The sequence below is a fragment of the Polyangiaceae bacterium genome (assembly GCA_016715885.1).
Taxonomy (GTDB): domain Bacteria; phylum Myxococcota_A; class Polyangia; order Polyangiales; family Polyangiaceae; genus Polyangium.
This window is the reverse complement of the sequence record JADJXL010000003.1, coordinates 94,912-120,350: the sequence shown is the minus strand read 5'-3', so window position 1 is coordinate 120,350 and position 25,439 is coordinate 94,912. Positions and strand designations below refer to the sequence as shown.

Here is a 25,439-nt window from a genome sequence, read left to right as displayed (position 1 = left end):
AAACCGGCGAGGCGCAGTCAACGCGACAAGAGACCTTGGTTTTCGAGCGTCGTGCGTACTTTGCCCGCAATGTCGACGGCTCGACTTTCGTCTCCGTGAACGCCAATCGCATCGAAACGGCTGGTGCGCGCGAGGCGCAGCGCGTTTTCGCCTGCTACGGCTGGATCGTGGACGAAATACCCCGGGTCAGAGGGCGGCAAAAGCGTACCATCGGGCCGGTAGCCTCGATCCGCATAGGCTTCGCGCAGATAATCGAGGCCCCCCGTTCGCACGTAGTCGAGCATGGGGCCTTCGAACGGTCCGATGAACGGCACGTCCATCGACAAACCCTCGAACGCTCCATCGAGGATCGCATCGGCGATGGTGCGATTCGCGGTAGCGGCTTCGAGCAGCGAATCGGTGGCCTTGATGGCGAAAATGCGCGCCCCTTGCCACTCGGCCACGCGAAGTAGCGCAACGCATTGATCGCGAACCGTGTTCCGAACGTCTTCCGGATCCGGTTCGGCTCCGATCGGGCCGCCATGGGATGGATACGACACGAGCGCGACTATCTTTGCCCAAGATTCCTTCGCGTACGTGATGGCCCGCTTGATCGTACGGTCATCGACGCCCGGGCCACCGCAAGCAATGCTCGCCATGGTGGCGAACTTGAACATATCCCGGGGCTCATCCGCTCGCAGACCCGCGGTGACGTTTAGGCTGACCGCACGCATGGGGCCGGAGAGTATCTCAACGCGCGCCCGTTGGGTAGAGGCATTGTGAAAGACCAGCGGGATGCCGACGTCGCGTCACGATTTGGTCATTTCCGAGCGCGTTGCGTACGCTTGCATGCGGCTCGGACTCCCGCGAGCGCGAGCGCAACGAGCGCCCACGGCGCGGAACCATTGGCAGATTGGCTCGCTTGGTAACTGCAACTGCCACTGTCGTCACCGCCGCCGACGCCAACGCCCCAGTCACAAGGTCCGCCCTTGATGATGTCCGACTCACCCCACGTTGGTTCTGATGGAGGAGAAAATGCCATGCTCCCCGCTTCGGTGCGGGTATAACACGCGTTGCAGAGCACAATGGGTTCGGGGCCGTCATTGCCGGACAAGTCCTTCGTGGACAAACGGAAACACACGTTTGTCGGAGTCGCACCCTGAAGGGCGTCGGTCGTGACTCGATATCCCCAGACAAACTCGGGCGTCGATATGACGGAGCTCTTGCTGCCAAGCGGTTTGGTGAGCGCAGTATCGGCAAATGCTTCGACCTGAATGATCGAAGGAGCTTCCTCTTCGTTCGCCGGGATGGTCTGCGCGTGCACCCATATCCCCATATCGCTGTCGGATTGACAATCACCACCGCCGCTCTTGAAGTCCGGATAATCGTGGACGCCATATTCAGCGGAAACGACGCCTTCGGGCGCCACGAGATCATCGGCTCGTGCGGTGAACGTGAACGATTCCGGGGCACAACCCGCACAAAATGCCCCGCTAATCGTGACTTTTTGCTCGGGCATGGGCTTGGGCGATACTCGCACGGCCAATGCGGCAACATGGGTCGAAAAGGAGGATGAGGCATCGACGAGCGTTGCAGGAGCGCCGTCGACGGTGACCGTGACTTGTTCGAGCGAGATGCTGTAGCCATCGAAGAGCACGATGCCGTTGGCTGGATACCACGCGCCATCGGCTGGAATGTGCGACGTCAAGCCCGGCTGGGGCGCGCCACACGCGAGCGCATCGGCAGGCATGATGGCAGCCGTTGCGGCGAAGGTGGATGCAAGGACGAGAGATTTGAAGAATGAGCGAGTCAAGTGATGCATGCGACGACCGTATCATGACGGGCGCACGACATGAAGATGGGATTGGAGTCGAATTGGAGACTTGGGGCTGGGCGGTCCCTACGCAGCCGCGTCCATCGCATCGATGACGGACTTGGGCGGTCCTTTGGTCGCAACACGGCCTTTGTCGAGCACGAAGACCACGTCGGAAGCTTCCCGCGCCACTGGCAAATCGTGCGTGACCACGATTTGCGTCACACCCGTTTTCGCTACCCGTCGCAACGTTCGCCCCACTTCGTGCTTCAATGCCGGATCGAGCGCGCTCGTCGGCTCGTCATAAAGCAGCACGCGAGGCTCCATGCAGAGCGCTCGGGCAATGGCCACCCTTTGCTTTTGCCCTCCCGACAACATTTCAGGGCGCACCTTTGCCTTGTCCGCAATTCCGAGCTCGCTCAGCAGCTCCATGGCTTGATCGATGGCTTGCATTCGTGGAACGCGGCGCACGAGCGTGGGCGCCAAAATGCAATTTTCCACCACGGTCATGTGCGGAAAAAGCTCGAATGACTGAAAAACGAGCCCAATTTTGCCGGCAAACGATCGCGCAGAATCGCGATGCCGACCGGCTTTGAACGTCACCCCGCCCACGGCGATCGTGCCACCATCGAAAGGATCGAGGCCCGACAAACAACGCAGCAACGTGGTTTTTCCGGACCCACTTTTGCCAAGAATGCTCGCAATCTGGCCCTGAGGTATATCCATGCACAGGCCGGAAAGCGCGGGAGTGGGAGCACCGGGATGCCTTTTAACGAGATCGACTACGCGAATGGACATCGATTCCCACCTCCTCAAATGGCCCGCTGCTCTTTCGCTCCAAGGCGTTGCTCGACCATCCGAGACAACCGCGCAAAAGGAAGACTCAAGAGCAAATAAAACAAAGCTACGACGATTCCAAGCCCCAAGTGATCACGCATCGAGCTTGCAAGGCTCGTGTACGTCTTGGTCAACTCCGTCAACGTCACGACGGATACGAGCGAACTGTCCTTCAGCAGTGCAATGAAATCGTTCGTCGTCGGCGGAAGCGCTACGCGAAGCGCCTGCGGAACCGCGACGTGCCTTAGCGTTTGTAGCCGAGACAAACCCAGCGTACGCGCCGCGTCCATCTGTCCCGCCGGCACACTTTCGAGCCCCGCACGATAATTTTCAGCTTCGGCCGCGGCATAATTCAATCCGAGCGCAATGACGCCCGCAACGAACGGAGACAATGTCAAACCAAGCTCAGGGAGGCCGAAATACACCATCGTGAGTTGGACGAGCAGCGGTGTGCCGCGAAAAACCTCGATGTACGTCACGGCCAGCGCTCGCAGGGGCGAAGGCCCATAAACGCGCGACAGGGCCAGCAAGATGCCCAGCGAAACGGCGACCATCATGGACAGAAGCGAAACGACGAGCGACAAGAGGGCCCCGCGAGCAAAGAGGCTCAGCGTCGCCGGGTATCGTTCTCGCACACGTGTCCAAAAAGGCAATGGCTTACCGACGGCTGCGCGCCACGCATCGTGCGCTTCCGCTACGTTCGACTTGGGCGGAGGTCCACCCAGAAGCCTTGCCGTTGGTTCATTCCAAAGCCCCCAGCGCGCAAAAAGCGTGGACAAGGTGCCGTCTTTCGCAAGCTCTTCAATGGCTCGATCCACGGCCTCGCGCGTTTCGACGTCGTCTTTGGGAATGGCCACGGCATAAGAAACTTCGCCAAAGGCGCCATCGACGACTTCGAGCGCCGGATCGATGGCGCCATAATAAAGCGTAATGGGATCGTCCAAAAGGACCGCGTCCGTGCGGCCTATCTTGAGATCATCATAAATCTCGTTTTGCCCGCCTTCGTACGTCCGGACATCCGCCCCTGCTCTTTGGAGAAGCCGCGCCGCAAGCGATCCCGGCAATGTGCCAACTTTGCGACCTTTGGTGTCTTCGAGCGTTCGGGGCGCGTTTTTGTCGCCTTTGCGCACCGTGAGCCGTTCGGCAGCAATGTAATAAGGCCGGGAAAGATCGACGATGCGCTTTTTTTCGTCGGCAATCTCGACACCATTGATGACGACGTCGAAATCACCACGCGCAAGGAGCGCCAAAAGCTGCTCCCACGATCCCTGCACGGGCCTTGGGCGAATACCTAATTTCTTCGCCAATGCCGCAGCAAAATCGACCTCGAATCCGATGAGGTGATTCGGATCCATCGGATCCTGAAAAACATAGGGCGCTCCGCCTTGAGAATCGTTTCCCCAACGAAGCTCGCCACGACCCCGCGCCGCTGTGATGGCGCTTTGCCCAGAACCTTGCTCCGCCCGCGCATCCGGCGCCCCCAGCACCAAGACGAACAAGGACAGGACAACCATCAACAACAAGCGCAGCTTGTTCATCTTTTTCTTCGATCACCCTCGCGGATCTTTGCCACGTTGCAGGATGGTCGTGGCAAACGCAAGGATTATTTTCACCCGGCTGCCGCGAACGTCAGGCGTTCGAGCGCCGCGCGAAGCTCGTCCGGAATGGGCACCGGTCTTCGAGACGCACGATCCACGAAAACATGCACGAAATACCCCTCGGCTGCCGCTGAAGCTTCGCCCTGCGGGAATAGGCCAATCTCGTAACGCACGCTCGACCGTCCGAGCTTTCCAACCGCGAGACCCGCATCGATGTCCGCCGGAAACGTCATGCCGCGCATGTACCGGCAATGCGATTCGGCAACGACTCCAATCACGTTCCCCGCCGCGATGTCGAGTCCTCCCTCGGCAATGAGATACCGATTGATGACCGTGTCGAAATACGAATAGTACACGACATTGTTCACGTGGCCGTATATGTCGTTGTCCATCCAGCGAGTCTGAACGACTACGATATGCGGATACGCCGCGCGATCGCGAGGTGCAGTCGAGTGCGGAGAATGCTTCGTCGCGTCCGTCATGACCGATCACCAATAAGAAAGCGCCGAACGGAAGAGCGTCACGACGAAATCTTTGCCCACCACCATCGGCGCATTCGATACAAGGCGCGTTTGGACGATCGTACCCGCCGCGAGCGCGTCGATATCGTCCGAACCATATCCAACTCCACCAACTCCATTGGGCATGCCTGCCGCTTGCATCATGCGACAAACCTGGCTCGCGAGAACTTCACCCGCATCGTCACGCCATGCACCTCGCACGTCCGCTCCAAGCAGCTTCGCCGCTTCGATGTGCCGTTCGGGGTTCGTCGCGCCGAACGCACGAAACACCGCCGGTGCGTTCACGATGACGGCGACTCCGTGCGGTACGAGCTGCGCGCCTTCGGGATACCCCGGCATGCGGAACGAATGACGAAGCCCCGCGACCGCATAAGACATCGCATGCGGCATGTGCACGCCCGCATTGCCGAACGCGATGCCTGCAAGCGTCGCAGCCCACGCCATCGCTTCGCGCGCTTCATCGTCGGACGCATCTTTCACCGCACGCAAAAAGTACTTCCCCGCAAGCTCGAGCGCCTTCACGCATCCAATGTCGCTCCACGGATTGGCCCCTTGGCTCATGGGTCTTGCCAATGGGCTCTGCGGACGATCGCGCGATCCGAACGAGCGCGCCGTGTACGATTCGAGCGCGTGACAAATCACGTCGAAACCGCTTGCTGCAACGACTGAGCTCGGCAGCGTGCGCGTCGCGTTTGGATCGACAATCGCTCGCGTTGGCCTTAGTTGGCGCGATGCAACCGCGGTCTTCGCATGGCGCTGCGTGTCGTCGAAGACCGCAATTCCCGTGCATTCGCTGCCCGTACCGGTCGTCGTTGGACACGCAACGTGCACGGGCAGCGGCCCCGGTATGGCGAGTCCTTGCCCCATCGGCGGCGTCACGTACGCGCTGATCTCTGCGGGATACGTCGCGTACAGCAGCGCGGCTTTGCACGTGTCCATGACCGATCCGCCGCCCACCGAAACGTACCCATCGAACTTGCCGTCACATGCAAACGCCGCGGCTTCACGAAACGATGCGTCCGTCGGCTCGACGAGAACGCGATCGTAGACGACGACATCGCATCCCGCGCGCTCGAGCGACGCACGTGCTTCTGATACCGGCGACAAAACCGCGAGGCGAGCATCCGTGAAGAGCGCGATCCGTCGAGCTCCGAGCGCTCGCACTTCACTGCCGACTTCGCCGATGGCTCCTCTGCCGAACGTGACTGCGGAGGCGTCGACGGAGAACGCTGCGTCCCCCGATTCGCCTATGGAAACGCCCAAGCAACAGTGCATGGGGCGCATGGTACGCGCATCTGCGGAAGTTGCGGAGTTCGGCTTGACGCACGCGCCGATTTCGCAGCGTTACGAGGTGCTTGTAGGCACGCCGAGAAGCGCTACACTCGCGCGCCGTCGACCGACGTCGTCTGCAAAAACCAAGGGCTCGGAGATGGCATGAGCGAGGAGAGCACGCCGAAAGAACGCGCGCTGATCGTCGATGACGACATGGACATGCGGCGCATGCTGGCGTTCACGATGCGACGCGCGGGCTACGAAGTCGACGTTGCAGAAAACGGCGAGGAGGGGCTCGAAAAGGCGCGCGCTTTTCAGCCGTCCATCGTGATCACGGATCTGCACATGCCGGGCGTCGACGGTATGACGATGCTCATGGAGATTCGTCGATGGGCGCCGCACATGCCCATCGTGATGCTCACGGCGAGCGATGGAATCGGACCGGCGGTCGATGCGATGCGCGCAGGTGCCGACGACTACTTGACCAAGCCCGTGGATCCGCATGCGCTACGTTTCGCGGTCGAACGCGCGATCAGTAGGCAGAAGCAACGTGCCGAGACGGACATCATGCGGCGTACGTTGAACGAGCTTCGTGAAGCTCACGTTGCGCTGGAGGCCGAACGAGACTTCGTGTCGACCGTGCTTGGAACGATCGAGTCGCTCGTCGTGGTGATGGATCTCGAAGGGCGCATCGTGAAGTTCAACCGCGCATGCGAGAACGCGACGGGCTACATTGAGGCCGAAATGCTCGGCACAAATGCGATCGAGCTGCTCGTGGGTGCCGACGAGCTACCCGAAGTTAGGCGCGTGTTCGAGGAGCTTGCGTCGGGACGCACTCGTAGGAACACATACGAAAATCATTGGCGTACAAAGAATGGCGAGCTGCGCCGCATCACATGGACGAACACCGTGCTGCTCGACGAATCGGGGCAGGTGAAGCACGTCGTTGCTTCGGGGATGGACGTGACCGACGTTCGCAACATGGAGGCGAGGGTTCGTCGAAGCGAACACTTGGCGTCGATTGCGACATTTTCGGCGGGCGTCGCGCATGAAATCAAGAACCCTCTCAATGCGGCCACGCTGCATTTGACGCTTTTGGGCAGGCTCCTCGGCAAAGCATCACCGGATCTCGAAGGGGCGCGAGAAGCGGCGGGCATTGCGACGGGGGAAATTCGCCGCGTCGGGGGGCTGCTCGAGGAATTTTTGCAATTTGCGCGGCCAGAAACGCCTCGGCGATCCGCCACGGATTTACGTCAGATTTGCGACGATGTCGCGGCGCTCTGTCGGGTCGAAGCAGCGGCGGCGAACATCGAAATCAGCGTCACGGGTGATCCTCGCGTTGCCATTCGTGCAGATGACGCGCGGATGCGCCAAGTCGTCTTGAATCTCGTGCGCAATGCGATCGAAGCGGTGCGCCAAAATGGTCATGTGCAGCTCGACGTGGGGGTTGCGGGGAACACGGCGCATGTGCGCGTGCAAGACGACGGGCCGGGCATCATGGCCGACGATATTCGGATTTTTCAGCCGTTTTTCACGACGAAGGAAAAAGGCACAGGTCTGGGGCTCGCGATTACCCATCGAATCGTTACAGATCACGGCGGGGACATTGCGGTGGAGAGTCGTCCGGGAAAAACCGTTTTTACGGTGACACTTCCGATGGGCTGATGATAACACGACTCCGGCACTTCGTTGATTGAGCTTTGGGAGGCTTGATTTCTCGGCACATGCGGCACCCCGAGCTCGCCGCCTTCGGCGGCTCGAACAGCGGGGCCCCCGCCGCAGCGCCGAGAAATCAAGCAGCTCCCAAAGCTTTGCGTTGTACGATTTGGTAAAGTAAGACGAGGGTTTGATTGGAAGCTAAATCCACTTCTCTTTTCGATACCAATCAAACGTTCGCCGAAGTCCTTCCTCGAGCGAGACGTGGGATGTCCAGCCGAGCGACTGTCGGATGAAGTCGCTTTTGCATAGCCATGCCTCGGCTGCCCCCATTTTGGCCTTTTGACGATTGAAAAGCCGAGGCTTTTTATCAATGAGCGTGGCCAATTCGCCACCCATGGATCCAAGCGCCACGAAAAATTCCGGAAAATCTATCGTACGCACTCGTTTTCCGCTCACTTTGACAAGGGCATCCTGAAACGCTTCCCAGGTCACGGGCGAGCCGTCACAAACGAAAAACCCGTTCCCGATTGCTTTTTCGTGCGTGGTCGCAAATAAGATGGCATCCACGAGGTCATCGACGTACACGCACGAGAACCATCGCTTGCGATTCCCGAAATAGACGTTTCGACCCTTTTCGACTTCCCGAAATAGATTGAGATAATCGACATCGCCTGGGCCATACACACCCGAAGGGCGCACGATGGTCCATGGAAGCAGATCGCCAAGACTTTCGACGACGCGCTCGGATTCGAGCTTGCTTTGACCGTAAAATTCGATCGGCCTGCGAGCGGCTGTCTCCCTATGCGGTTCGGTTACGCTCGACGGGCCATAACTCGCAAGTGAGCTGATGTGAACGAATCGCTTGATCCGAGGGTGTTCCGCTCTTATTGCGTCGACCAGGTTTTGGGTCGGCATGACATTAGCCTGGCGAAAGTCGTCATATGTGACGCCTTTCGTCGCGCCTGCCACGTGAAGTACGTAATCCGGCTGTTCAGTTTTGATGATTCGAGCAAGTCCCGGCATGTCGTCGTACGCGATTTCGACGGACCGTCCCTTTTTTGCAGGAGGCGATCCGGGACGTCGCACCGCGACGACGTCCACGTTTGCAGCAAGCAATGCATCGCGCAGACGCCCTCCAATGAAGCCGCTTGCGCCCGTCAAAAGCACTTTTCCCGATACGCCCGCAATTAGCACGGGAGCTATGTGCACCATTCCGTGCACCGCGGCAAGAGGAAATGTTTCGTATCAAAGCGAGGAGAGGAGCGACGGGCTCTCAGGCGCGATTCTTGACGTATTCCGCAATGCCGGGAAGCTCGCGGAAACGTGCAACGAATGCGGTAAGGCGCGGGAAATCCTTGAGGCATTCGGGCTTCAAACCCACGTTGCCGTCAATGGTGTCGAAAACGAGGACGTCCGCAAACGTGGGGGACTTGCCGGCGAAGAAATCGTCATTGCCAAGCAGGCGATCGAAGAGCGACAGCGTCGTCGGCAGATCCGCCCAGTACTTGTCGATGACGGTCTGCTCGGTGTTCATGAATGCAGCAAACACCACCGGCGCCCACTTGGCTCGCCAATCGCTCGCGGTCTCGGCAATGAAATCGGCCCGGACCTTTTGATCTTCATCTTGGCCGTACAGATCGAATACTCGGGCGAGGTGACGCATGATCGCACCGCTTTGTGCAATCTGCTTCTCGCCCGCGTCGCCGCGCTCGATGAGCACCGGGAGCTGTCCGAGCGGCGTCTTCGGCTTGAATTCCGGCCAGTTCGTGACCCCCGTGTTCGTATAGGAAACCTTCGCCAGTGCAAAAAGCAGGCGAATCGGTTCGGCCCGGCCGCGGAGCGGAAAGTAGAGCAATTCGTAGGAAGTAGACATGGCCAAGTCTCCTACCAGATGTCGCCGCGTTCGAGAAGCCCCTCCGTCGCGGACGAGTACGATTCCAACGGAGTAACTTGAGTCACATGTGCGCGTGATGCAGCTTGCTATCGTTCCGGGCATTGGTTGTTAGAATGCTGCCCGGTATTACGATTGTTCGTTGTTCGGTCGTAGTCATGCTAACATGAACGAACTGAAATTTACGCGTCGTCTTGGGGGCACGATGGCGATGACACATTCCATTTTTTCGAGGGTCGGGGCCGCAACCATTGCATTTTCATTGGGCTGTTCGGCGCCGAGCGAGATTGCATTCACGGAGGATGTGGGTGCTGGTTCCGGAAGCGGAAGCGGCGGAGGCACCAAGTTTGCTCCGCATCGGTTTCGCGCGGGTGATAATGGCTTCTTGGTGAGCGTTCGTGGCGGCGAATTCCGCCCATTCTGGCCCATTGGCGTCGATTACGGTCACGGAATTCCCGGAACGTTACCGGGCGAATTCTTGGCGACGCGCGAGCAAATTCGCGAATTCATCCAGGCCATAGGCGATCTGGGAGCGAATGCGATACGTGTATACACCATACAACCTCCGCATTTTTACGAAGAGCTGCGGACGTACAACGAAAACCACTCGGACAAACCATTGTTTCTGCTCCAGGGTGCGCGGCTCCCGGAGCCCACGGAAGAACCAGCGTTTTTTGGGGCAGCGAGCTATCTCTCGCCGTGGGTCGAAGAACGTTTCAAGGACGAGCTCGAAAAGGCCGTCGACGTGGTGTACGGCAGGCGAAACATTCCGCCCGGCGATCCAAGCAATCCGCCCAATGATGGTCGCGCCTTCGGCAATTACACCGCAGACGTGTCACCGTGGGTATTGGGATGGCTCATCGGTCGCGACTTGGAACCGCTGACCTTGCAGCGCACGCACCAAACATATTATGCCGAGCACTGCAGCGGAGTGCCGTGCGCGGTCGACTTTTCGGGGGAGGTTTTGTCGATTGAGGAGGCGACGCCGATCGAAGCATTCATCACACGACACCTCGATTACACGATTCAATACGAGGCGAAGCATCATGGCGAAACCCATCCCGTCGGCTTTCTCGAACGTGCCATCGCTCGATCCCATCGACCATGTCGTCGACAGCGGTCTGGACGACATGGAATCGCTCGATCTGCGCAAAATCAAAACAATCCAGGGCTTCGATGCGGGCGTTTTCTTTTCGTACCACGCGTATCCGTTTGGCCCCGAATTCATCCTGCACGAGCCGACGTTCCAAGTCACCGACGAGATTGGTCCGAACGCGTACTTGGGATATTTGGAAAAGCTTCGCGCGGCATATGCCGGCCGGACGCTCATCATCGCCGAAGTCGGGTTACCGTCGAGTCACGGCCCGGCTCAATCTGCAGAATTGGGGATGCCTTATGGTGGACTCGATGAACGCGAGCAAGGGGAGGGGACCTTGCGAGCGCTCCGCACCATTACACGTGCGGGCATGAATGGGGCATTTCTGTTCGAAGTGCTCGACGAATGGTGGCGAGGCGCGCGGCTCGTCGAACGACTCGAATTGCCGGCGAATCGTAGGCACCTCTGGTACAACGCCGTGAGCCCCGAACAAAACTTCGGCCTCATTGCCGTTCGTCCCGGTCTCGAGGAAAAGCATCACGAAATAGACGGCGTCGGTTCGGATTTTCCGTCTTTGCCCAACGCCCTTCAAGATGCCAGTACGCTCGCGCCGCTCGATACGCATGATGCAACACGAACGCTCCGCGAGCTGACGATCGACAGCGACGAAGGATTTTTGCATTTGCTACTTCGTGTCGATTCGCTCGATCCGGATGGAAAGGGCGCCGTCGATTGGGAGAAAACCGATTACCTCGTTGGCATCGATACGATCGACGCAAATCGCGGCGATGGATGCTTCGATGTCGATTGCAAAATCAAGACCGAGCGACGCGTGGAGTTTCTGCTTCGCATCGATACGGAATACGATGTGACGCTTCACGTGGACGAACCTTACGATCTCGTAGGAGTTTCGCACGGACTTCGAGCGGATTGGCAGAGGTACCATACCGAGGTCAACGACAATGGCGAATTCAACTTGATGCGCATCATGACGCACGACGCATTCTCGTATGGCGGTCAAGAGCTTGCGCCGGTTCGTCATCAGGACGTGGGACGCTTCCGAACCGGCATGGAGAGCACCACGACGAATACGAATTTCTGGTATTCACGAGAGCACGGAACGCTGGAAATACGCATTCCGTGGACGCTGCTCAACGTGACCGATCCGTCCGCACGAATGGTCGTGGACGATTACGTGCCGGGGACGAAGGGCCCGGAGGCCGAGCTGCAAATTCGTCAAACGCCGGAAATTGCTGTGGTCATTGCGGCGCTCGGGGGAACGAACGAACAAGAAGTCAAGGTCGTGGATACATTGCCGCGTGCGAAAAAGAAAGGTAACTCGTGGATCATTCCGGCCGCTGGCGCTCCGACGTACACGTGGGCCACGTGGGACATGAATCCACGTTATCGAATGAAGCGGAAAACATCGTTTGGAATCGTGGAGCAGGGGCTTCGCGAAATTGTCCCGAAGAGCGCCTACATGGGGCCTTGAAGCGTCAGGTCACGGCTGACACGTTTTCGGATTCCCCGTGCAATTACCGCTGGCGCATTTCCCATTGTTGTTGCAGCTCTGCCCATTGTCGAGCAAGCACTTGCCGGCGCCATTGCAGGAATTGACGCCGGTACACATCGTCGTCGCAACGAGATCCTCCTGACCCAAAGGCACATTGACGCAGGTGCCCACGACGCCGATTACGTCGCATTCCTTGCACCTGTCGAGGCACGCTGTGCTACAGCATACGCCGTCGATGCAGAAACCGCTTGCGCATTCATTCGCCGTGCCGCACGCCGAACCATTGGCCTGCGCGTCTTCCGATCCTCCGGTGCCGCCCGTTCCGCCGTCCCCCGCGCCTCCCGCCGTCCCCAGGCTAGTCCCAGTTTGGCCGGGTCGATATTCCTGATCCAAGTCCAATAGCTGGGTGCACCCGCCAATGGTGCAGGCGATTCCAAACCAAAATGCCTTCGAGTCTTTCATTGGAATTCGCCCTCCACACCAAGGAATGCGCCCCCGACAAACGCACCGGCGCCAAGCCGCGTGACGAAAGCCGTCTTCGGTTTCGACTTGGGTGCCGTCAAGAGGAGCACCGCGCCTGCAACCGCGATGACGGTGCCCGCTGCGAGCCCAATCGTACTTGCATTGCCAAATGTCCGCCCACTGCTCACCGCATCCATGCCGACCTGATCGCAATCGAGCCCATTGCAATGCTCGTCGACGATGCCTTTTTGCCCCACCGCGAGACCTCCCATCACGCCGCCGAACGCAAGTCCGGCAGCACCGACGCCCAAGAGGACGATCCCCGCCGTCTTCCGCGGGTTGGAAGCTCGTTTGCCATCGTCGACGGGCGTTTCAATGACCAATGCCCCAGCGGACAGCTCCACGACCTTCTTGTCCCCCGCTGCAACCGTGATGCGCTCTTCGGCGTCTTGCCGCCCCGGCACTTTGACCACGATGACCTGCTCGCCCGGATCCAAAGGCACGTCCGTATCGAGCGCGGTTGGTTCAACCTCGACACCGTTGCGCGTAACCACGACGCCTTCCGGCGCTCCGCCCGGGAACGTGAGCTTCAACGTCGGAACCTTCGGTTCCAGCTCTGCGAGGTAGCCTTTGGTAAGCGTTGCGCGCTGATCGTGACGCCTCCGCACAGCGGGCTTCAAGGCGGCGTACTGGCTCAAGTATTCTTTGAAGTGCGTAACAGAGCTGGCGATCTTGTTGATGACTCGTTCACAATCTGCGAGTGCGAACAGCGTACCGGGCGTCGGGTCGAGCTTCTGACTTTCGGCAAGCAAAAGGCACGCTGCTTCGAACTTCCGCGCCTCGCTCAACTCGACCGCTTCGTTGAACAGTTTTTCCGCATTCGCTTGTGCGGTTTGTCCGTGCGCGGGCGACGAACCGATCAAGAGTGCCGTGCACAGAAGCCCCGCCAATGACCATCGTGACGAATGCATGAATTGAACCATCGTCCTTCGAATCAAGTGAATCACGCGCTAGTCACGAATCCACGGCCCCTTCTTCTTCGTCGGTACTGTCGTGTTTCTCGGTGCAGGTGCCCGTGCAGGCGCAGGTGCAGGTGCAGGTGCAGCGGTGGGCGGTGGCGGCGACGCTTCCTCTTCCGAAGCGGATGTCGTCGGCATTGCTTCTACCACCACGCTGTCGGCGATAGGTGCCGTGGGCTCCTCGGACGCGATGGGAACCACCTCGGGCAAACCCTCGGGCGGAAGCGCGGAATTGGCAGGCGCCGCATCCGAGCTTCTCGTGTCGCTTTGGGTCGGCGATGAAACCACGATGTAGAGCAGCGCAAGCATGGCGCATATCGCGAGAAATCCTCCGCCCAGCACCACGATCGGGCGCTCTTGCTTCCACGGACCTTTCGTCGTCGTGGCGGTTCCAAGCTGCGACGCCGTCGAGCTTTCAGGATGCTGACTGGCGCGATCCCGGTCGGGCTGCGGTGGCATGTCATTGCACTCCGCACCTTGCACGTACGCGCTGGCGACGATAGCCGCAGGTGGGGGCAGTCCAAGTGCTTCGGAGAGTGCGGCAACCATCGCCGTTGCCGTGGGAAAGCGATCGGTGGGTTTTTTCGCCGTCGCACGGGCAAACCATCCATCGAATGCCGGAGGCAGCGCAACGCCACAGCGATGCGCTCGCGCCGTGGCCGCCTCTTGCGGGCCGAGCGTCGCGTACGCGGCAAAAGCGAACACGTTAGCCCCTCTCTTCGATTCCTCGAACCAGTACGGTTGCCCCACGAGCATGGTGTACGCAATCATTCCCAGCGCATAAAGGTCGGTCGCGGGCGATACGGCCGAATCGATCAAGAACTGCTCGGGTGCCATGTAAAGCGGCGTTCCCACGGCTTGCGTCGCGTTCGTCGATGCGGCGTTTTCAGCGACGATCTTCGCAATGCCGAAGTCGAGCAACTTGATACGCGGAGGGCCATCCTCGCGCTCGCACAGGTACAAATTTTCCGGCTTGAGATCGCGATGCACGATGCGCGATCGGTGCGTCTTGTCGAGCGCCAGCGCCGCTTGATGCAAATAAAGCACCGTATCGTGTGGCGAAAGCCGTTCCAGGCGCTTGATTCGTTTGCTGATCTCCTCGCCCTGAAGCAGCTCCATCACGAGGTACGGCATGCGCGTCAGCTCGTCGATCCCAGCGTCGAAGACATCGACGATGTACTCGCTCTCGACCTGCGCCGTGACGCGTGCTTCGAGTCGAAACCTGTCGCGAGACTCGTCGTTCTGCACGAAGTCCGGGTGCATCACCTTCAGCGCTCGGCGCCGATTCGTCTCGAGGTGCACCACTTCGTACACCGAACCCATGCCGCCCGCGGCGATTCTTCGTGCGATGCGGTATCGACTCGCGAATGTCGCTCCAACGACGAGATCATCCGACATGGCAATGCAGGCTCAGAAGGCAACCCCGCAACGTTTTTCGCACTCCTACGACAAGCGAATGCCAGTAGACGGCGTTCATGTGTTATCGTCAAGGGTTTGGGCTGCGCTTCGGGGTGAAATGACGTCATGACATCCACACGTGCTCAGCGTCAGTCGATCGCTTCCGGCCGCAGCAATTGTCGCAGTTTCACGCTGGACGCAGACGCATACACGATCGGGGGCGTGTCCGACGGTGCTGGAGGCAGCGGCTCACGCCGTGGCGGGCGGCTCGCGGGCACAGGTTGCGGCGGAGCTTCCGGTTCTGCGATGGGCGCGCACGCAACGATGTTCAGAATCGACAAGGGCAAGTAGCAACCACGTTCTCATTCGTTGCTCCATCGACGCATCGCCGCACTAACCATGTACGGCCTTGCCAAACTCACGCATCCAGCGCGCCTCGTCGTCGGAAAGCGGGCCGCGTTCGACAGCATCGAGGTTCTGCTCGAGCTCCGCGCGGCTCTTCGGGCCCGTCAGCGCGAGATCCACGTGCGGGTTCGTCAGTTGAAACCGATAACAATCGCCCGCCGTCATGGCTGGCCCATCCCAACCTCGCGGCTTTTTCAAGAGCTTCCGCCACGACGTCGCCGTGTACGCAAGCACCGTCGGAGCGCGATCCTTCACGTGCGGAAAAATGTCACGCTCGGCGCCCGGGTGCGCCGCGTTGTAGCGGATCATGAGCAGATCGAGCGGCGAGTTTTCCGCGAGTTTTCCCGCGCGCGGACGGTCGTGCACGCTCGCGCCGATCGCCTTGACTTTGCCGCTTTCACGCAAGTGCAGCATCTCGCGTTCGGTCGAGCTCGTCCAGGCAGAGCCCGTGCCGAGCCATCCGAGCAAGTACACGTCGAGGTAGTCGGTGCCGAGCTCTTTCAGCAGGCTTTCTGCACCCGATCGAACGCTGAAGCCGAAGTAGCCAACCTTCGCAAACCCGATGATCGCAACCTTCTCGCGTTCCTTCTTGACCGCGCCGAGCACGGGGCTGCGCATGCCTTGGTTGCGCATGGTCCACAGAAACAAGTTGATGCCGCGATCCATCGCAACGCGGACGCCATCTTCGTCGATGCCGTAGTTGGCGGCGAGGCCCAATCGATGCACGGTTTTTCCGCGCAGCGCCTTCGGCGACGCATGGAGCCAGTCGTTCATGACACTCGAGTCTACTCTGGTGCGCCGTGATCAAATACGAATTTCGTCGAAGCGCGTCGGGTGGTTTGTCGACGCGTACGTCATGCAGCGCGGCGTTCTGGAAGCAACACGAGGTCCGCTTGGGCCTGTGCTAGAAGCTCGGTCATGTCTTTCGCATTGCGCACGGCATAGTCGATGTAGCAATTGTTCATGATGACGTGGACTTCGCGCGTTTCTTTGGCAAGCTTCATGATTTTCGGCACCCAGGTGCTCAGTTCTTCGCGCGAATACAAGTATTCGAATCGTTCGGCTGCCGAGCGCGCACCGCTTTCCCAGCGCATGGCGTTTTGCCCATGCATTCGCACATAGGCGAGATCGCTCGTCGCGGCGACGATGGGGGGCACTGACGAGGGAAAACCTTGGGGTTCGTCCACGCACGTGTAAACGATGTCCGCATTCGCCAGAAACTCGAGCGTTTCGTCACGGTTTTCTTCGGACATCCACGTGGCATTGCGAAATTCCACCGCCGTGCGGTAGGGCTTGAATGCTCTTCTGATGTAAACGAGTTTTTCCTTGTTTACACCTGAAATCGGGAACCAAACGGGAAATTGAAAACACACCACGCCAAGCTTGCCGGCCTGATGAAGTGGTGCGAGTGCTTCATGAAATCGCGTACGAATTTCGAGCATGAGCTCGGCGCCCAGGTCGCGCGGGTATACGTGCTCCTTTTCCAGCAATTCTTTTGGCAATTCATTACGGATGTCCTTGGGCAAGCGCTTGGGGTCCGTGTAATGGCCGGTCAAGAGCGCGTGTGCCTTCATGTTCATGGTGAAGCTCTCCGGCGTTCGCTGGGCCCAGAGCTGCACTTGCTGCGGGGTGAACACTGCCCAGTATCCAGCGTCGTTTTCGACGATTGGAAATTGCGAAGCGTAATACTTGAGCTTCGCTTCGGCGCTGCGCACGTTCGGCGGGTACCATCCGGAGGTCACGAGCAATCGGTCGGCCCAGGCAGCGGTTCCTGTTTTTATCAGCGCTGTCATTTTTGCATCCCACGGGCGATATAGTGCCGCGTCGCTGGTCGTCGAGGACGACGTTCAGCCATCGCCTCGGGGCACGGGTGCACTCGTGCAGAATAGCGCGCGCAATCATCTTGCGTGACGAGAAGCGTCCGTGCGACCATCGCAAATCATGTCGGCACATCTTCGCGCCATCGCATTTGCCGTTCCCATGGTCCTCGCAGCGATTTCGTTTGCGCCCGATTCCCAGGCGTTTTGCGGCTTCTACGTGGGCGGAGCCGACACGAAACTCTACAACAATGCAACGCAGGTCGTGCTCTTGCGCCAAGGCATGCGCACGGTCCTTTCGATGCAAAACAATTACCAAGGGCCTCCCGAGGCCTTTGCCATGGTCGTCCCCGTACCGGTCGTCTTGCAAAAAGAAAACGTCAAGACGCTTCCGCGCAGCGTATTCGATCGCGTCGATCAACTCACCGCCCCGCGGCTCGTTCAATACTGGGAACAGGATCCCTGCTACGAAGACCATGTCGACTACAAGATGCGAGCCGAAGCCGTGGCCGCCATGCCAGCGCCTCCTGCCCTAGACGTCGGCGGCGGAGGCCGGCCGCTCGTGCGTATCGAAGCCGAATTTACCGTCGGCGAATACGATATCGTGATTCTATCGGCCGATGATTCGTCAGCGCTCGATACGTGGCTTCGATCGAATGGTTACCGCATTCCCGACGGGGCCGAGCCTGTACTTCGGCCCTATGTGCAAATGGGCTCCAAGTTTTTCGTGGCCAAGGTCGATCCTTCGAAGGTCACCTTCGAAAAGGGTATGGCGACGCTCTCGCCATTGCGCTTTCATTACGACGACGATTCGTTTCGGCTCCCCGTGCGCCTCGGGCTGCTCAATTCGAGCGGCACGCAGGACTTGATCGTCAACATCATCGCCAAGAATCAGCGCTACGAAGCGGCGAACTATCCCAATATCACGATTCCGACGAACATCGAGCTCGACGAGGCGGCGATTCCCGCATTCGGCGCATTCTACGTCGCGCTTTTCGACAAGGCCATTGAAAAAACGAAAACCCCCGTCGTCACTGAATATGCCTGGAGCGCCGGGACGTGCGATCCATGTCCAGGACCAACCCTGGATCCGAGCGACATCGCAACGCTCGGAGGTGACACGCTGCTCACTGCACGCGATACGGATCTCCCACCGGGATCGCCCCCACCGAGCGGCATTTCACCGTGGGAAGCAACGATTACACGATTGCACGTACGTTACACGAAAGAAGCGCTCGGCGAAGATTTGGTTTTTCGTGCCGCAGCTCCCATCCAAGGCGGAAACGGATGGGGAAATGGCCCGGACAAACATGCTGCGAAGGTCGTGCCGAATGGGCAAAACATGTTTCAAGGTCGTTACATCGTGAGGCATCGATGGAAAGGGGAAATCACGTGTGACAACCCCGTATTCGACCGCTGGGATGGATCTCCGCGCAACGTCGAGGGCGCCAAAGATCTCGCATTCGTCCCGCGCGAGGGCGTGTCTCTCGCGTCGCTCGTCGCGGAAAACGTGGATTCCCTTGGCTTGAAACCCACGGCCATCAAACCCATCACCAGGCAGTACAACACGCTGCGCATTTGGATGTCCCGCGTCAGTTCATTCAACTTGGCGCTGATTCTAGGTTTCCTCGCGGGTGTTGCCGGCATTCTCGTAGCAAAACGCAATCGCGCGCCGAGGTCGTCATGACGAACGAACACGAAACGGACGAACAGTCCGCCGACGAGAATACTGCGGCGGAGCCGGACAAACCGGTCGATAAGCAATCCACTGCGGCAGGTGACATCGACCTGCGTAGCGAACAAGATCGCCGTGTGATCATTTTTGCGTCGGCGCTGCTCATGCTGCTTGCGGCCCCCGTGTTTCTTCCCGTCGAACGTGACCACTCGTTTTGGTACATGGCGCGCCACGATGCGACCGGGAGGGTCATGTTGATCGGCATTTTCGGTTGGCCCGTGTGTCTCGGCCTGTTCGGCATCGTCCGGGGATTGAAACGCGCCGTTCCCGGAAAAATCCTCATTGGCACGAGCACGGCCATCACGTTGATTCAAGCGCTCGGAACAGGAGCGCTCGTCGCAATGATTTTGAAGTCGGAATATCGCGATGCGCATGCGGTCTACGTATGGGCAGGCGTCGCTGCGTTGACGCTGGCGCTTGGCGCCATCGCGCGTTCGTTTTTCGTTTCCGGATGGCGGCGTTTTCAGCACATCTTGGCGACCATGGCGCTGCTCGCCATGACGATCGTCCTCGAGCTTGCGGCAACCGAACCGCGAGCGTTTGTGCGAGTTGCCATGGGCGGCTGGCTTTTCTTCTTCGCCACGGCCGCGTTGGTGCCGTTTGCCGCCATTACGTTGACGTCACGGGAAGCTTAATCGAGCGCGCGCTGGTGCGCGTGACGCGCCCCGTCGAGCCTTCCTGCGTCAATGCACGACTACAGCATCTCGAACGAACGCCACCATTTCGTGGTATCGAGCTCGTGAGGGAACGTCGTCGTTTCGTAGCGAAAGCCTTGGATTGGCGCAATCGGCACGTCCATCGTCGGGTTTTCACATCCGTACGTGAACGACCAGCTTTCAATGACTCCGCCGTTCAATGCATCCGATCGCTCGACATACGTCAAACCTTTGTCCGACCAATCGATGACCGTGACGAATTCGAGGTGCCCCTGGTCGTACACGAACCAATGCTTTTTGATGACTCTGCCGGCCGCATCGTATTCGTACGCATACTTCTGATCCACCGCACCGTCTGCGCCGTCGTCGAATTCGACGCGCTCCAGCCGATCATTGGCATCCCAGAAATAATGATCCGAATATTCGATGATTCCGTCGGCCGGGAGATCGAGATCGCGACGTGACACGATGCCTTTGTTCATGTCTTGATACGTGTACGTCTCTACCGACTGAATGATTTCAACATTGAAAATTTCTGTGCGCGTCAGCCATTTGCCATCGGCGACGATGTACCGAAATCCATACTCGAGCGATCCATCTGTGACGTCGATGTTTCGCTGTTCCATGATGGCGGGCTCGCCTTCGATGTACACGTAGTTCACGCGATCGGACAGCACCTCATTCTCATACGTCTCCGTGTGCTCGCGCCGCCCCATTGCATCATAATAGATTCGCGTCTCCCGCTTTTTCTCGTCCGCTCCCCAACCATCGTACGTCGTGCGCGTCACGCGGTCTTGCTCGTCGTACTCCCACGACATTTCGCGGTGACCCGGGTCGAGACGTGTCGTGTCCACCACTTGCCCAATGCGCCGACCTTTTGCGTCGTACGTTCTCGACAAACGAAATACTTGGTCTCCCGAAGCGTTCGTCTCGACGTACTCCGTCAATTCGCCATCATCCCCGTCGTAACGGTGCGTGGCTGTGAGGTTGGGCTTGCCAGAAAGCTCGTACGCAATCACATTTTTGCACCGCGTGTCTGGCAATTCCGACACGTTTGGCATCGGATCCGAACAGCCGCCAAGTAGTATCACTCCAAATGAAAAACCTACGAATCGCATCATCACGCATGCTCCGGTAAGGTGCTCGTCTGCGGTTTCGTTCCCGTTCCCGGTTTGAGCAAAATGGCGAAGAGCACGAGAAGCGCGGCGCCAACTGCACCGGCGCCGCCGTCGACCCACAACATGGCCGTTCGGCCATGATGATCCGACACGTAACCATCGAATCGTCCCATGGCGTAAATTGGAATGTTCGCAAGCGAGGCAAAAATATTGTATTTCGTCGCCGCCGCACCCTTGCCGATGATCTCCAGGACGAACGCGCAAAACGTCGAGTAACAAAGACCAATGCCAAAATTATAGAGCAGCACGAAGAAAGCGTAGGAGAGGGGAGTTCGAGGTCCCATGGCCATGCCAAACGTGAAAACGGCCAGCGCCACTCCTGCAACGGCATAGGCGCTCTTGCGGTTTATCGCATCGGAGATCCGTCCTCCGACGAGGCATCCGGCAATGGCCCCAATTCCGGAACCAAATCCATTCGAAAAGCCGACGACTTCAACGGATGCTTTCCAATCGCTCGCCATCGCGGCAAAAAGATTCGCCGCACCTCCGGCACCGATGGGCATGAAACAGAGCACGACGGCAAAAATCCCGCTCCGTGATGCAAGCACGGACCAAATATCGTCGAAAACATCTCGAAATGCTTTGCGTAGTCCCTCGGGTTTGGTCTTCGGGGGCGCAGGCATCGTGAGCAGCGCACCGGAACACGCGAGAAGCGCGGCACCAACGACGAATGCGGGCACGTACGCACGCTGCGTGTGCTCTGCAATCGTAAGAGCTATCCCTCCAACGAGCGATCCGCCGACGTTACCCGCCTGCGAAAAACTCGCCGCTCGTCCGCGATCCGAAAGAGGCGTCAAGTGAGCCATGAGCGATTCGGTGCACATGCCCACGAACGTCGTCGCAAGACCATTGACGAAAATGATGGCCGTCAGAAGTTCCAAGTTTTCTTGCGTAATGGGCACGAGTCCCATCGCCATGATTGCGACGGAGCTCAAAAGGTTTGCGCTGATATACCATCCGCGGCCATTCCATAATGTGTCGACAATCGGTGCCCACAAGAATTTCCACGTGTGCGGGAGCGTATTCATGGCGACCATCGCCGCAATCGCCCCATCGCTGAATCCCGCGCGAGCCGCAAAATGACCGATGGTCACCGCGACGAACCCCGACGTCGCACCGAACGGCAAAAACAAGATGAAGTATATGAATGGGTGCGGCGTCTTCTTTGCGTCCGTTGGGCTCACCCTCACACGTTACCGCACCTCAGTGCAGCTCGTGAAGCGTTCGCTCAGCGTCTCGCCCGACGACTCGAATGATTGAGTCCACGTTTTCCGCGCGAAGCCGCGACGCGAGCCCCTCGTGCACGCGACGAGCGAACAGCGGACCTTCGTACACGAACGCCGTATACGCCTGCACGAGCGTCGCTCCGGCGGCCATGCGCTCCCATGCGTCCTCCGCCGACGCGATGCCTCCTGCCGCGACCAGCACGAGTTTGTCCCCGACTCGCGCACGCAGGCGACGCAGCACTTCGAGCGATCGCGCGCGCAAGGGTGCCCCGGACAAACCCCCTGCGCCTATCGCGGAAATCACCGCCGGATCCGTGGACAAACCCGTCCGCCCGATCGTCGTGTTCGTCGCGATGATCCCATCGAGCTTCCGCTCCATCGCCATGTCCGCTATCGCATCGATGTCCGCATCCGCCAAGTCCGGCGCGATCTTCACGAGCAGCGGTACGCGCCGCGAAGGCGACCTTCGATCGAGCGCCTCGCGCACGGCATCGAGCAGCGGCCCAAGTCGCTCCACGGACTGCAAGTCCCGCAGGCCCGGCGTGTTCGGACTGCTCACGTTCACCACCATGTAGTCCGCGTGTAGCGCGAGCCGTTCGGCGCTCGCGACGTAGTCTTCCGCCGCGAGTTCGTCAGGAACAACCTTCGTCTTGCCGATGTTCACGCCTACGATCACTCCACCGGGCTTGCGTTTGGCCAGACGAACCGCAGCGGCGTTCGATCCTTCGTTGTTGAACCCCATGCGGTTGACGAGCGCTCGGTCGGCCTCGAGCCGAAAAAGACGCGGTTTTGGGTTGCCCGGTTGCGGCTGCCCCGTGACGGTTCCCACTTCGACAAACGCAAAGCCGAGCGCACCGAGCGCTTCGAAGCCGCGCGCGTCTTTGTCGAAGCCAGCGGCCAGACCGAGCGGTCCAGGCATGTCGAGGTCCCACACGCGCACGCGCAAAGCAGGATTCGCCGGAGCCATCAGCTTTCGAGCGATGAGCCGCACACCTGGCAACGCCATCACGAAACGCAGGAGTGCAAACCCAACATGATGGGCCGTTTCTGCCGGAAGGCGCCGAAGCAGCAGGTGGAACAGCAGTCGATACATGGCTCTAGAAATCGGGCGCCCGTCAGATACGACGCTTTGCGGTAACGTCAAGCGCCACCGGTTGTGGCACAAAAATGACGCGAGCGGAGGGCGCTGGGCGCTATCGGTTTTCGGGCTGGTATGCGGTGGGGACGTGATCCGGCATTTCGACCATCGTGGAAAGTGACCTTCGCATGTCCAAAAAAAGCTCCGCTCCGGGACCGACGTTTCTCGCGACGATTTCATCCGGCGTACGTTTCGTCGTGGGGTTTCTTTTGGTGGCGATTGCTTCGACCATCACCATGGCCATCGCCATCGTGCTTTTGCCGTGGAGAATACTACGCATCAAACTCTGCAATTATTATGGGAAGATCATCGGATATTCCATTGTGAGAATTGCCGGCGTCAATCCGGTCGTGCGCAGCATTGCGAAAATCAACCAAGCTCATCCAGCCATTTTCGTCGCCAATCACGCGTCGACGCTCGATGCGTTTTTGTCGATTTGGCTTTGCCCCGTCGGCGGATCCGGCGTGATGAAGCGGCAGGTCTACAAAATTCCCTTTTTCGGGCAGCTTTACATGTTGTCCGGCCATTTGGCGCTCAATCGGGAAGACAAGACCAAAGCGATTGCTGGAGTCGAAGACATCGTTCAGGTCGTGCGCCGTCATCGCATATCGATTTGGATCATGCCCGAGGGCACTCGAAGTCGTGACGGTCGTCTGCAGCCGTTCAAGCTTGGATTCGTGCACATGGCCGTTGCGACGGGTTTGCCCATCGTGCCCGTCATCATTCACGGCGCTCATAAGACGTGGGTGAAAGGGACGACCTACGTCGAACCCACACCCATCGAAGTCGATGTGCTCGATCCCATTTCGACGGCGGATTGGCGAGTCGAGACGGCTAGGCAACACGCCGAAGAAATCCATCAAATATTCGTCCAGCATCTGCGGGATGATCAAAAACCGCTTGCAAAGGATCCGGTTTTGACGGAAAAAGCCGCTTGAGGAAGTGATCCGTGTTTGCCATCGTTGCCAAGCGTCTCGTCACGTGTGATCCGAATTGGGCTACTGCGGAAAATCCGCTCGGCGTCATCGAACATGGCGCCGTCGTCGTCGATGGAGAACGAATCGTCGATGTTCTTCCGCGAGAAGAATTGTTTGCGCGTTTTCCGCATATCGAAGTATCCGCTGACTTGGATCGACATGAAATCGGCACGCCGGCGCTCGTGACGCCCGGGCTCGTCGACGCGCATACGCATGCGCCCTGGATGGGTTCTCGCGATGGCGAATATGCGATGCGTATGGCGGGCGCTGGGTACGAGGAAATCGCGGCAGCGGGCGGTGGTATCGTTTCGAGCATGCGGGCGATTCGCACGGCGGATGTTTCGGACATCGAACGGACGCTCTTGGCGCGGGTTCGTCGCATGATGTCGCTCGGCGTGACCACCATCGAGTGTAAAAGCGGGTATGGGCTCGATTTGGAATCCGAACGAAAACAGCTCGATGCGGTGAAACGCGTGTCGGTTTGTCCCGATGTACCGAGGCTCGTCCCGACGTACCTTGCGCTTCACGCGGTGCCGCCCGAAGCACGGGCGGATCGCGCAGCCTACGTGCGCGACGTCGAATCCATTTCGGTGCCGACGATTGCCGCCGAAAACCTAGCGCGTTATGTGGACGTGTACGTCGATCGCGCGGCATTTTCCGTAAGCGAAGCGCGTCCCGTCCTTCGTTGCGCCCTTGACGCGGGCCTCGGCGTGCGGCTGCACGTCGGGCAATTCGCGGATGTCGGGGGGGCAGAATTGGCGGCCGAGCTGGGGGCCGCGTCGGTCGATCACGTCGAGCATATCGGTGCGGCAGGCATTGATGCTTTGGCGCGGGCTTCCGTGAGCGTCGTGCTTCTCCCGACGGCGAGCCTTACGCTTGGACAAACCCCGCCTCCGGTCGATGCATTTCGCAAAGCAGGCATTCCGCTCGTCGTCGCGAGTGATGCGAATCCCGGCACCGCACCGACCGAAAGTTTGCCGCTCGCTATGGCGATTGCAGTGCGAACATATGGATTGTCCGTTGCTGAAACAATCTTGGGCGTCACGTCACGCGCTGCGGCAAGTTTGGGCCTTGGTGCGGAATGCGGCATGATTCGCAAGGGATTTCGCGCGGATATGGTTTTATGGGATCTGCCGCACGAAAATGCGATCGTACAACCTTGGGGTGTGTCGCGTGCCGTCAGCGTTTATCGGGACGGACGATCGATTCATTCTTGTTGAATGGCGCAAAACTTCCGTGTAGCGTGCGG

General features: G+C 59.2%; 23 protein-coding genes. 7 read left to right on the top strand and 16 right to left on the bottom strand.

The window, feature by feature from the left end; genetic code table 11:
* Positions 1-17: 17 nt before the first annotated feature.
* From IPM54_07025 to IPM54_07000, 6 genes are all read right to left on the bottom strand, one after another.
* Positions 18-713 carry a LamB/YcsF family protein gene (locus tag IPM54_07025; GenBank protein ID MBK9259577.1) on the bottom strand — a complete coding sequence of 232 codons (696 nt, stop codon included), beginning with the start codon at positions 711-713 and terminating at the stop codon, positions 18-20.
* Positions 714-799: 86 nt separating this feature from the next.
* Positions 800-1,801 (bottom strand): hypothetical protein, encoded by a 1,002-nt coding sequence (locus tag IPM54_07020; GenBank protein MBK9259576.1) that lies wholly within the window; start codon positions 1,799-1,801, stop codon positions 800-802.
* A 78-nt stretch (positions 1,802-1,879) separates the two neighbouring features.
* Positions 1,880-2,590, bottom strand: a complete 711-nt coding sequence (locus tag IPM54_07015; GenBank protein MBK9259575.1) for an amino acid ABC transporter ATP-binding protein — start codon at positions 2,588-2,590, stop codon at positions 1,880-1,882.
* A gap of 14 nt (positions 2,591-2,604) precedes the next feature.
* Positions 2,605-4,167, bottom strand: a complete 1,563-nt coding sequence (locus IPM54_07010) for an ABC transporter permease subunit (GenBank protein MBK9259574.1) — start codon at positions 4,165-4,167, stop codon at positions 2,605-2,607.
* 71 nt (positions 4,168-4,238) lie between these two features.
* The gene (locus IPM54_07005) at positions 4,239-4,709 is read right to left on the bottom strand and encodes an acyl-CoA thioesterase (GenBank protein ID MBK9259573.1); all 471 of its coding nucleotides are present in this window, start codon (positions 4,707-4,709) and stop codon (positions 4,239-4,241) included.
* 6 nt (positions 4,710-4,715) lie between these two features.
* Positions 4,716-6,023 (bottom strand): iron-containing alcohol dehydrogenase, encoded by a 1,308-nt coding sequence (locus tag IPM54_07000; protein MBK9259572.1) that lies wholly within the window; start codon positions 6,021-6,023, stop codon positions 4,716-4,718.
* Between the two features lie 159 nt (positions 6,024-6,182).
* On the opposite strand from IPM54_07000, the gene IPM54_06995 reads away from it, so the two are divergent.
* Positions 6,183-7,685 (top strand): response regulator, encoded by a 1,503-nt coding sequence (locus IPM54_06995; GenBank protein MBK9259571.1) that lies wholly within the window; start codon positions 6,183-6,185, stop codon positions 7,683-7,685.
* 192 nt (positions 7,686-7,877) lie between these two features.
* Here the strand turns inward: IPM54_06995 and IPM54_06990 are convergent, their stop codons facing one another.
* Positions 7,878-8,891, bottom strand: coding sequence for an NAD(P)-dependent oxidoreductase (locus IPM54_06990; protein ID MBK9259570.1), 1,014 nt, complete (start codon positions 8,889-8,891; stop codon positions 7,878-7,880).
* Positions 8,892-8,952: 61 nt separating this feature from the next.
* Positions 8,953-9,552 carry a glutathione S-transferase family protein gene (locus IPM54_06985; protein MBK9259569.1) on the bottom strand — a complete coding sequence of 200 codons (600 nt, stop codon included), beginning with the start codon at positions 9,550-9,552 and terminating at the stop codon, positions 8,953-8,955.
* 1,064 nt (positions 9,553-10,616) lie between these two features.
* Here IPM54_06985 and IPM54_06980 point away from each other — a divergent pair.
* The gene (locus tag IPM54_06980; protein ID MBK9259568.1) at positions 10,617-12,158 is read left to right on the top strand and encodes a hypothetical protein; all 1,542 of its coding nucleotides are present in this window, start codon (positions 10,617-10,619) and stop codon (positions 12,156-12,158) included.
* A gap of 9 nt (positions 12,159-12,167) precedes the next feature.
* Here IPM54_06980 and IPM54_06975 read toward each other — a convergent pair whose 3' ends face one another.
* From IPM54_06975 to IPM54_06965, 3 genes are read right to left on the bottom strand one after another with little or no spacing between them, the layout of a single operon-like run.
* Complete coding sequence (locus IPM54_06975; GenBank protein MBK9259567.1) at positions 12,168-12,641, bottom strand: hypothetical protein; 474 nt, start codon at positions 12,639-12,641, stop codon at positions 12,168-12,170.
* Positions 12,638-13,612 (bottom strand): hypothetical protein, encoded by a 975-nt coding sequence (locus IPM54_06970; GenBank protein MBK9259566.1) that lies wholly within the window; start codon positions 13,610-13,612, stop codon positions 12,638-12,640. The genes IPM54_06975 and IPM54_06970 overlap by 4 nt, the downstream gene beginning before the upstream one ends.
* Before the next feature lie 39 nt (positions 13,613-13,651).
* The gene (locus tag IPM54_06965) at positions 13,652-15,058 is read right to left on the bottom strand and encodes a protein kinase (GenBank protein MBK9259565.1); all 1,407 of its coding nucleotides are present in this window, start codon (positions 15,056-15,058) and stop codon (positions 13,652-13,654) included.
* 126 nt (positions 15,059-15,184) lie between these two features.
* On the opposite strand from IPM54_06965, the gene IPM54_06960 reads away from it, so the two are divergent.
* Positions 15,185-15,409: a hypothetical protein gene (locus IPM54_06960; GenBank protein ID MBK9259564.1), complete on the top strand. Its 225-nt coding sequence runs from the start codon at positions 15,185-15,187 to the stop codon at positions 15,407-15,409.
* Positions 15,410-15,451: 42 nt separating this feature from the next.
* Here IPM54_06960 and IPM54_06955 read toward each other — a convergent pair whose 3' ends face one another.
* Together IPM54_06955 and IPM54_06950 are read right to left on the bottom strand one after the other, a co-directional pair.
* The gene (locus IPM54_06955; GenBank protein MBK9259563.1) at positions 15,452-16,237 is read right to left on the bottom strand and encodes an aldo/keto reductase; all 786 of its coding nucleotides are present in this window, start codon (positions 16,235-16,237) and stop codon (positions 15,452-15,454) included.
* Positions 16,238-16,317: 80 nt separating this feature from the next.
* A complete protein-coding gene (locus IPM54_06950) occupies positions 16,318-17,256 on the bottom strand; it encodes a DUF72 domain-containing protein (GenBank protein ID MBK9259562.1) in 939 nt (312 codons plus the stop codon).
* A 148-nt stretch (positions 17,257-17,404) separates the two neighbouring features.
* Here IPM54_06950 and IPM54_06945 point away from each other — a divergent pair, with 148 nt between their 5' ends.
* Positions 17,405-18,967 carry a DUF2330 domain-containing protein gene (locus tag IPM54_06945; GenBank protein ID MBK9259561.1) on the top strand — a complete coding sequence of 521 codons (1,563 nt, stop codon included), beginning with the start codon at positions 17,405-17,407 and terminating at the stop codon, positions 18,965-18,967.
* The gene (locus IPM54_06940; GenBank protein MBK9259560.1) at positions 18,964-19,650 is read left to right on the top strand and encodes a hypothetical protein; all 687 of its coding nucleotides are present in this window, start codon (positions 18,964-18,966) and stop codon (positions 19,648-19,650) included. Before IPM54_06945 ends, IPM54_06940 begins: the two co-directional genes overlap by 4 nt.
* Positions 19,651-19,709: 59 nt before the next feature.
* Here IPM54_06940 and IPM54_06935 read toward each other — a convergent pair whose 3' ends face one another.
* Genes IPM54_06935 through IPM54_06925 form a run of 3 tightly spaced genes read right to left on the bottom strand, consistent with a single transcriptional unit; the run spans position 19,710 to position 23,168 of the window.
* Complete coding sequence (locus tag IPM54_06935; protein ID MBK9259559.1) at positions 19,710-20,792, bottom strand: hypothetical protein; 1,083 nt, start codon at positions 20,790-20,792, stop codon at positions 19,710-19,712.
* Positions 20,792-22,033 (bottom strand): MFS transporter, encoded by a 1,242-nt coding sequence (locus IPM54_06930; protein ID MBK9259558.1) that lies wholly within the window; start codon positions 22,031-22,033, stop codon positions 20,792-20,794. The genes IPM54_06935 and IPM54_06930 overlap by 1 nt, the downstream gene beginning before the upstream one ends.
* 19 nt (positions 22,034-22,052) lie before the next feature.
* Positions 22,053-23,168: a quinone-dependent dihydroorotate dehydrogenase gene (locus IPM54_06925; GenBank protein MBK9259557.1), complete on the bottom strand. Its 1,116-nt coding sequence runs from the start codon at positions 23,166-23,168 to the stop codon at positions 22,053-22,055.
* Between the two features lie 173 nt (positions 23,169-23,341).
* On the opposite strand from IPM54_06925, the gene IPM54_06920 reads away from it, so the two are divergent.
* Positions 23,342-24,151, top strand: coding sequence for a 1-acyl-sn-glycerol-3-phosphate acyltransferase (locus IPM54_06920; protein ID MBK9259556.1), 810 nt, complete (start codon positions 23,342-23,344; stop codon positions 24,149-24,151).
* An 11-nt stretch (positions 24,152-24,162) separates the two neighbouring features.
* Entirely contained in the window at positions 24,163-25,410 is a 1,248-nt protein-coding gene (gene hutI, locus IPM54_06915) for an imidazolonepropionase (protein ID MBK9259555.1), read from the top strand.
* Positions 25,411-25,439 lie beyond the last annotated feature (29 nt).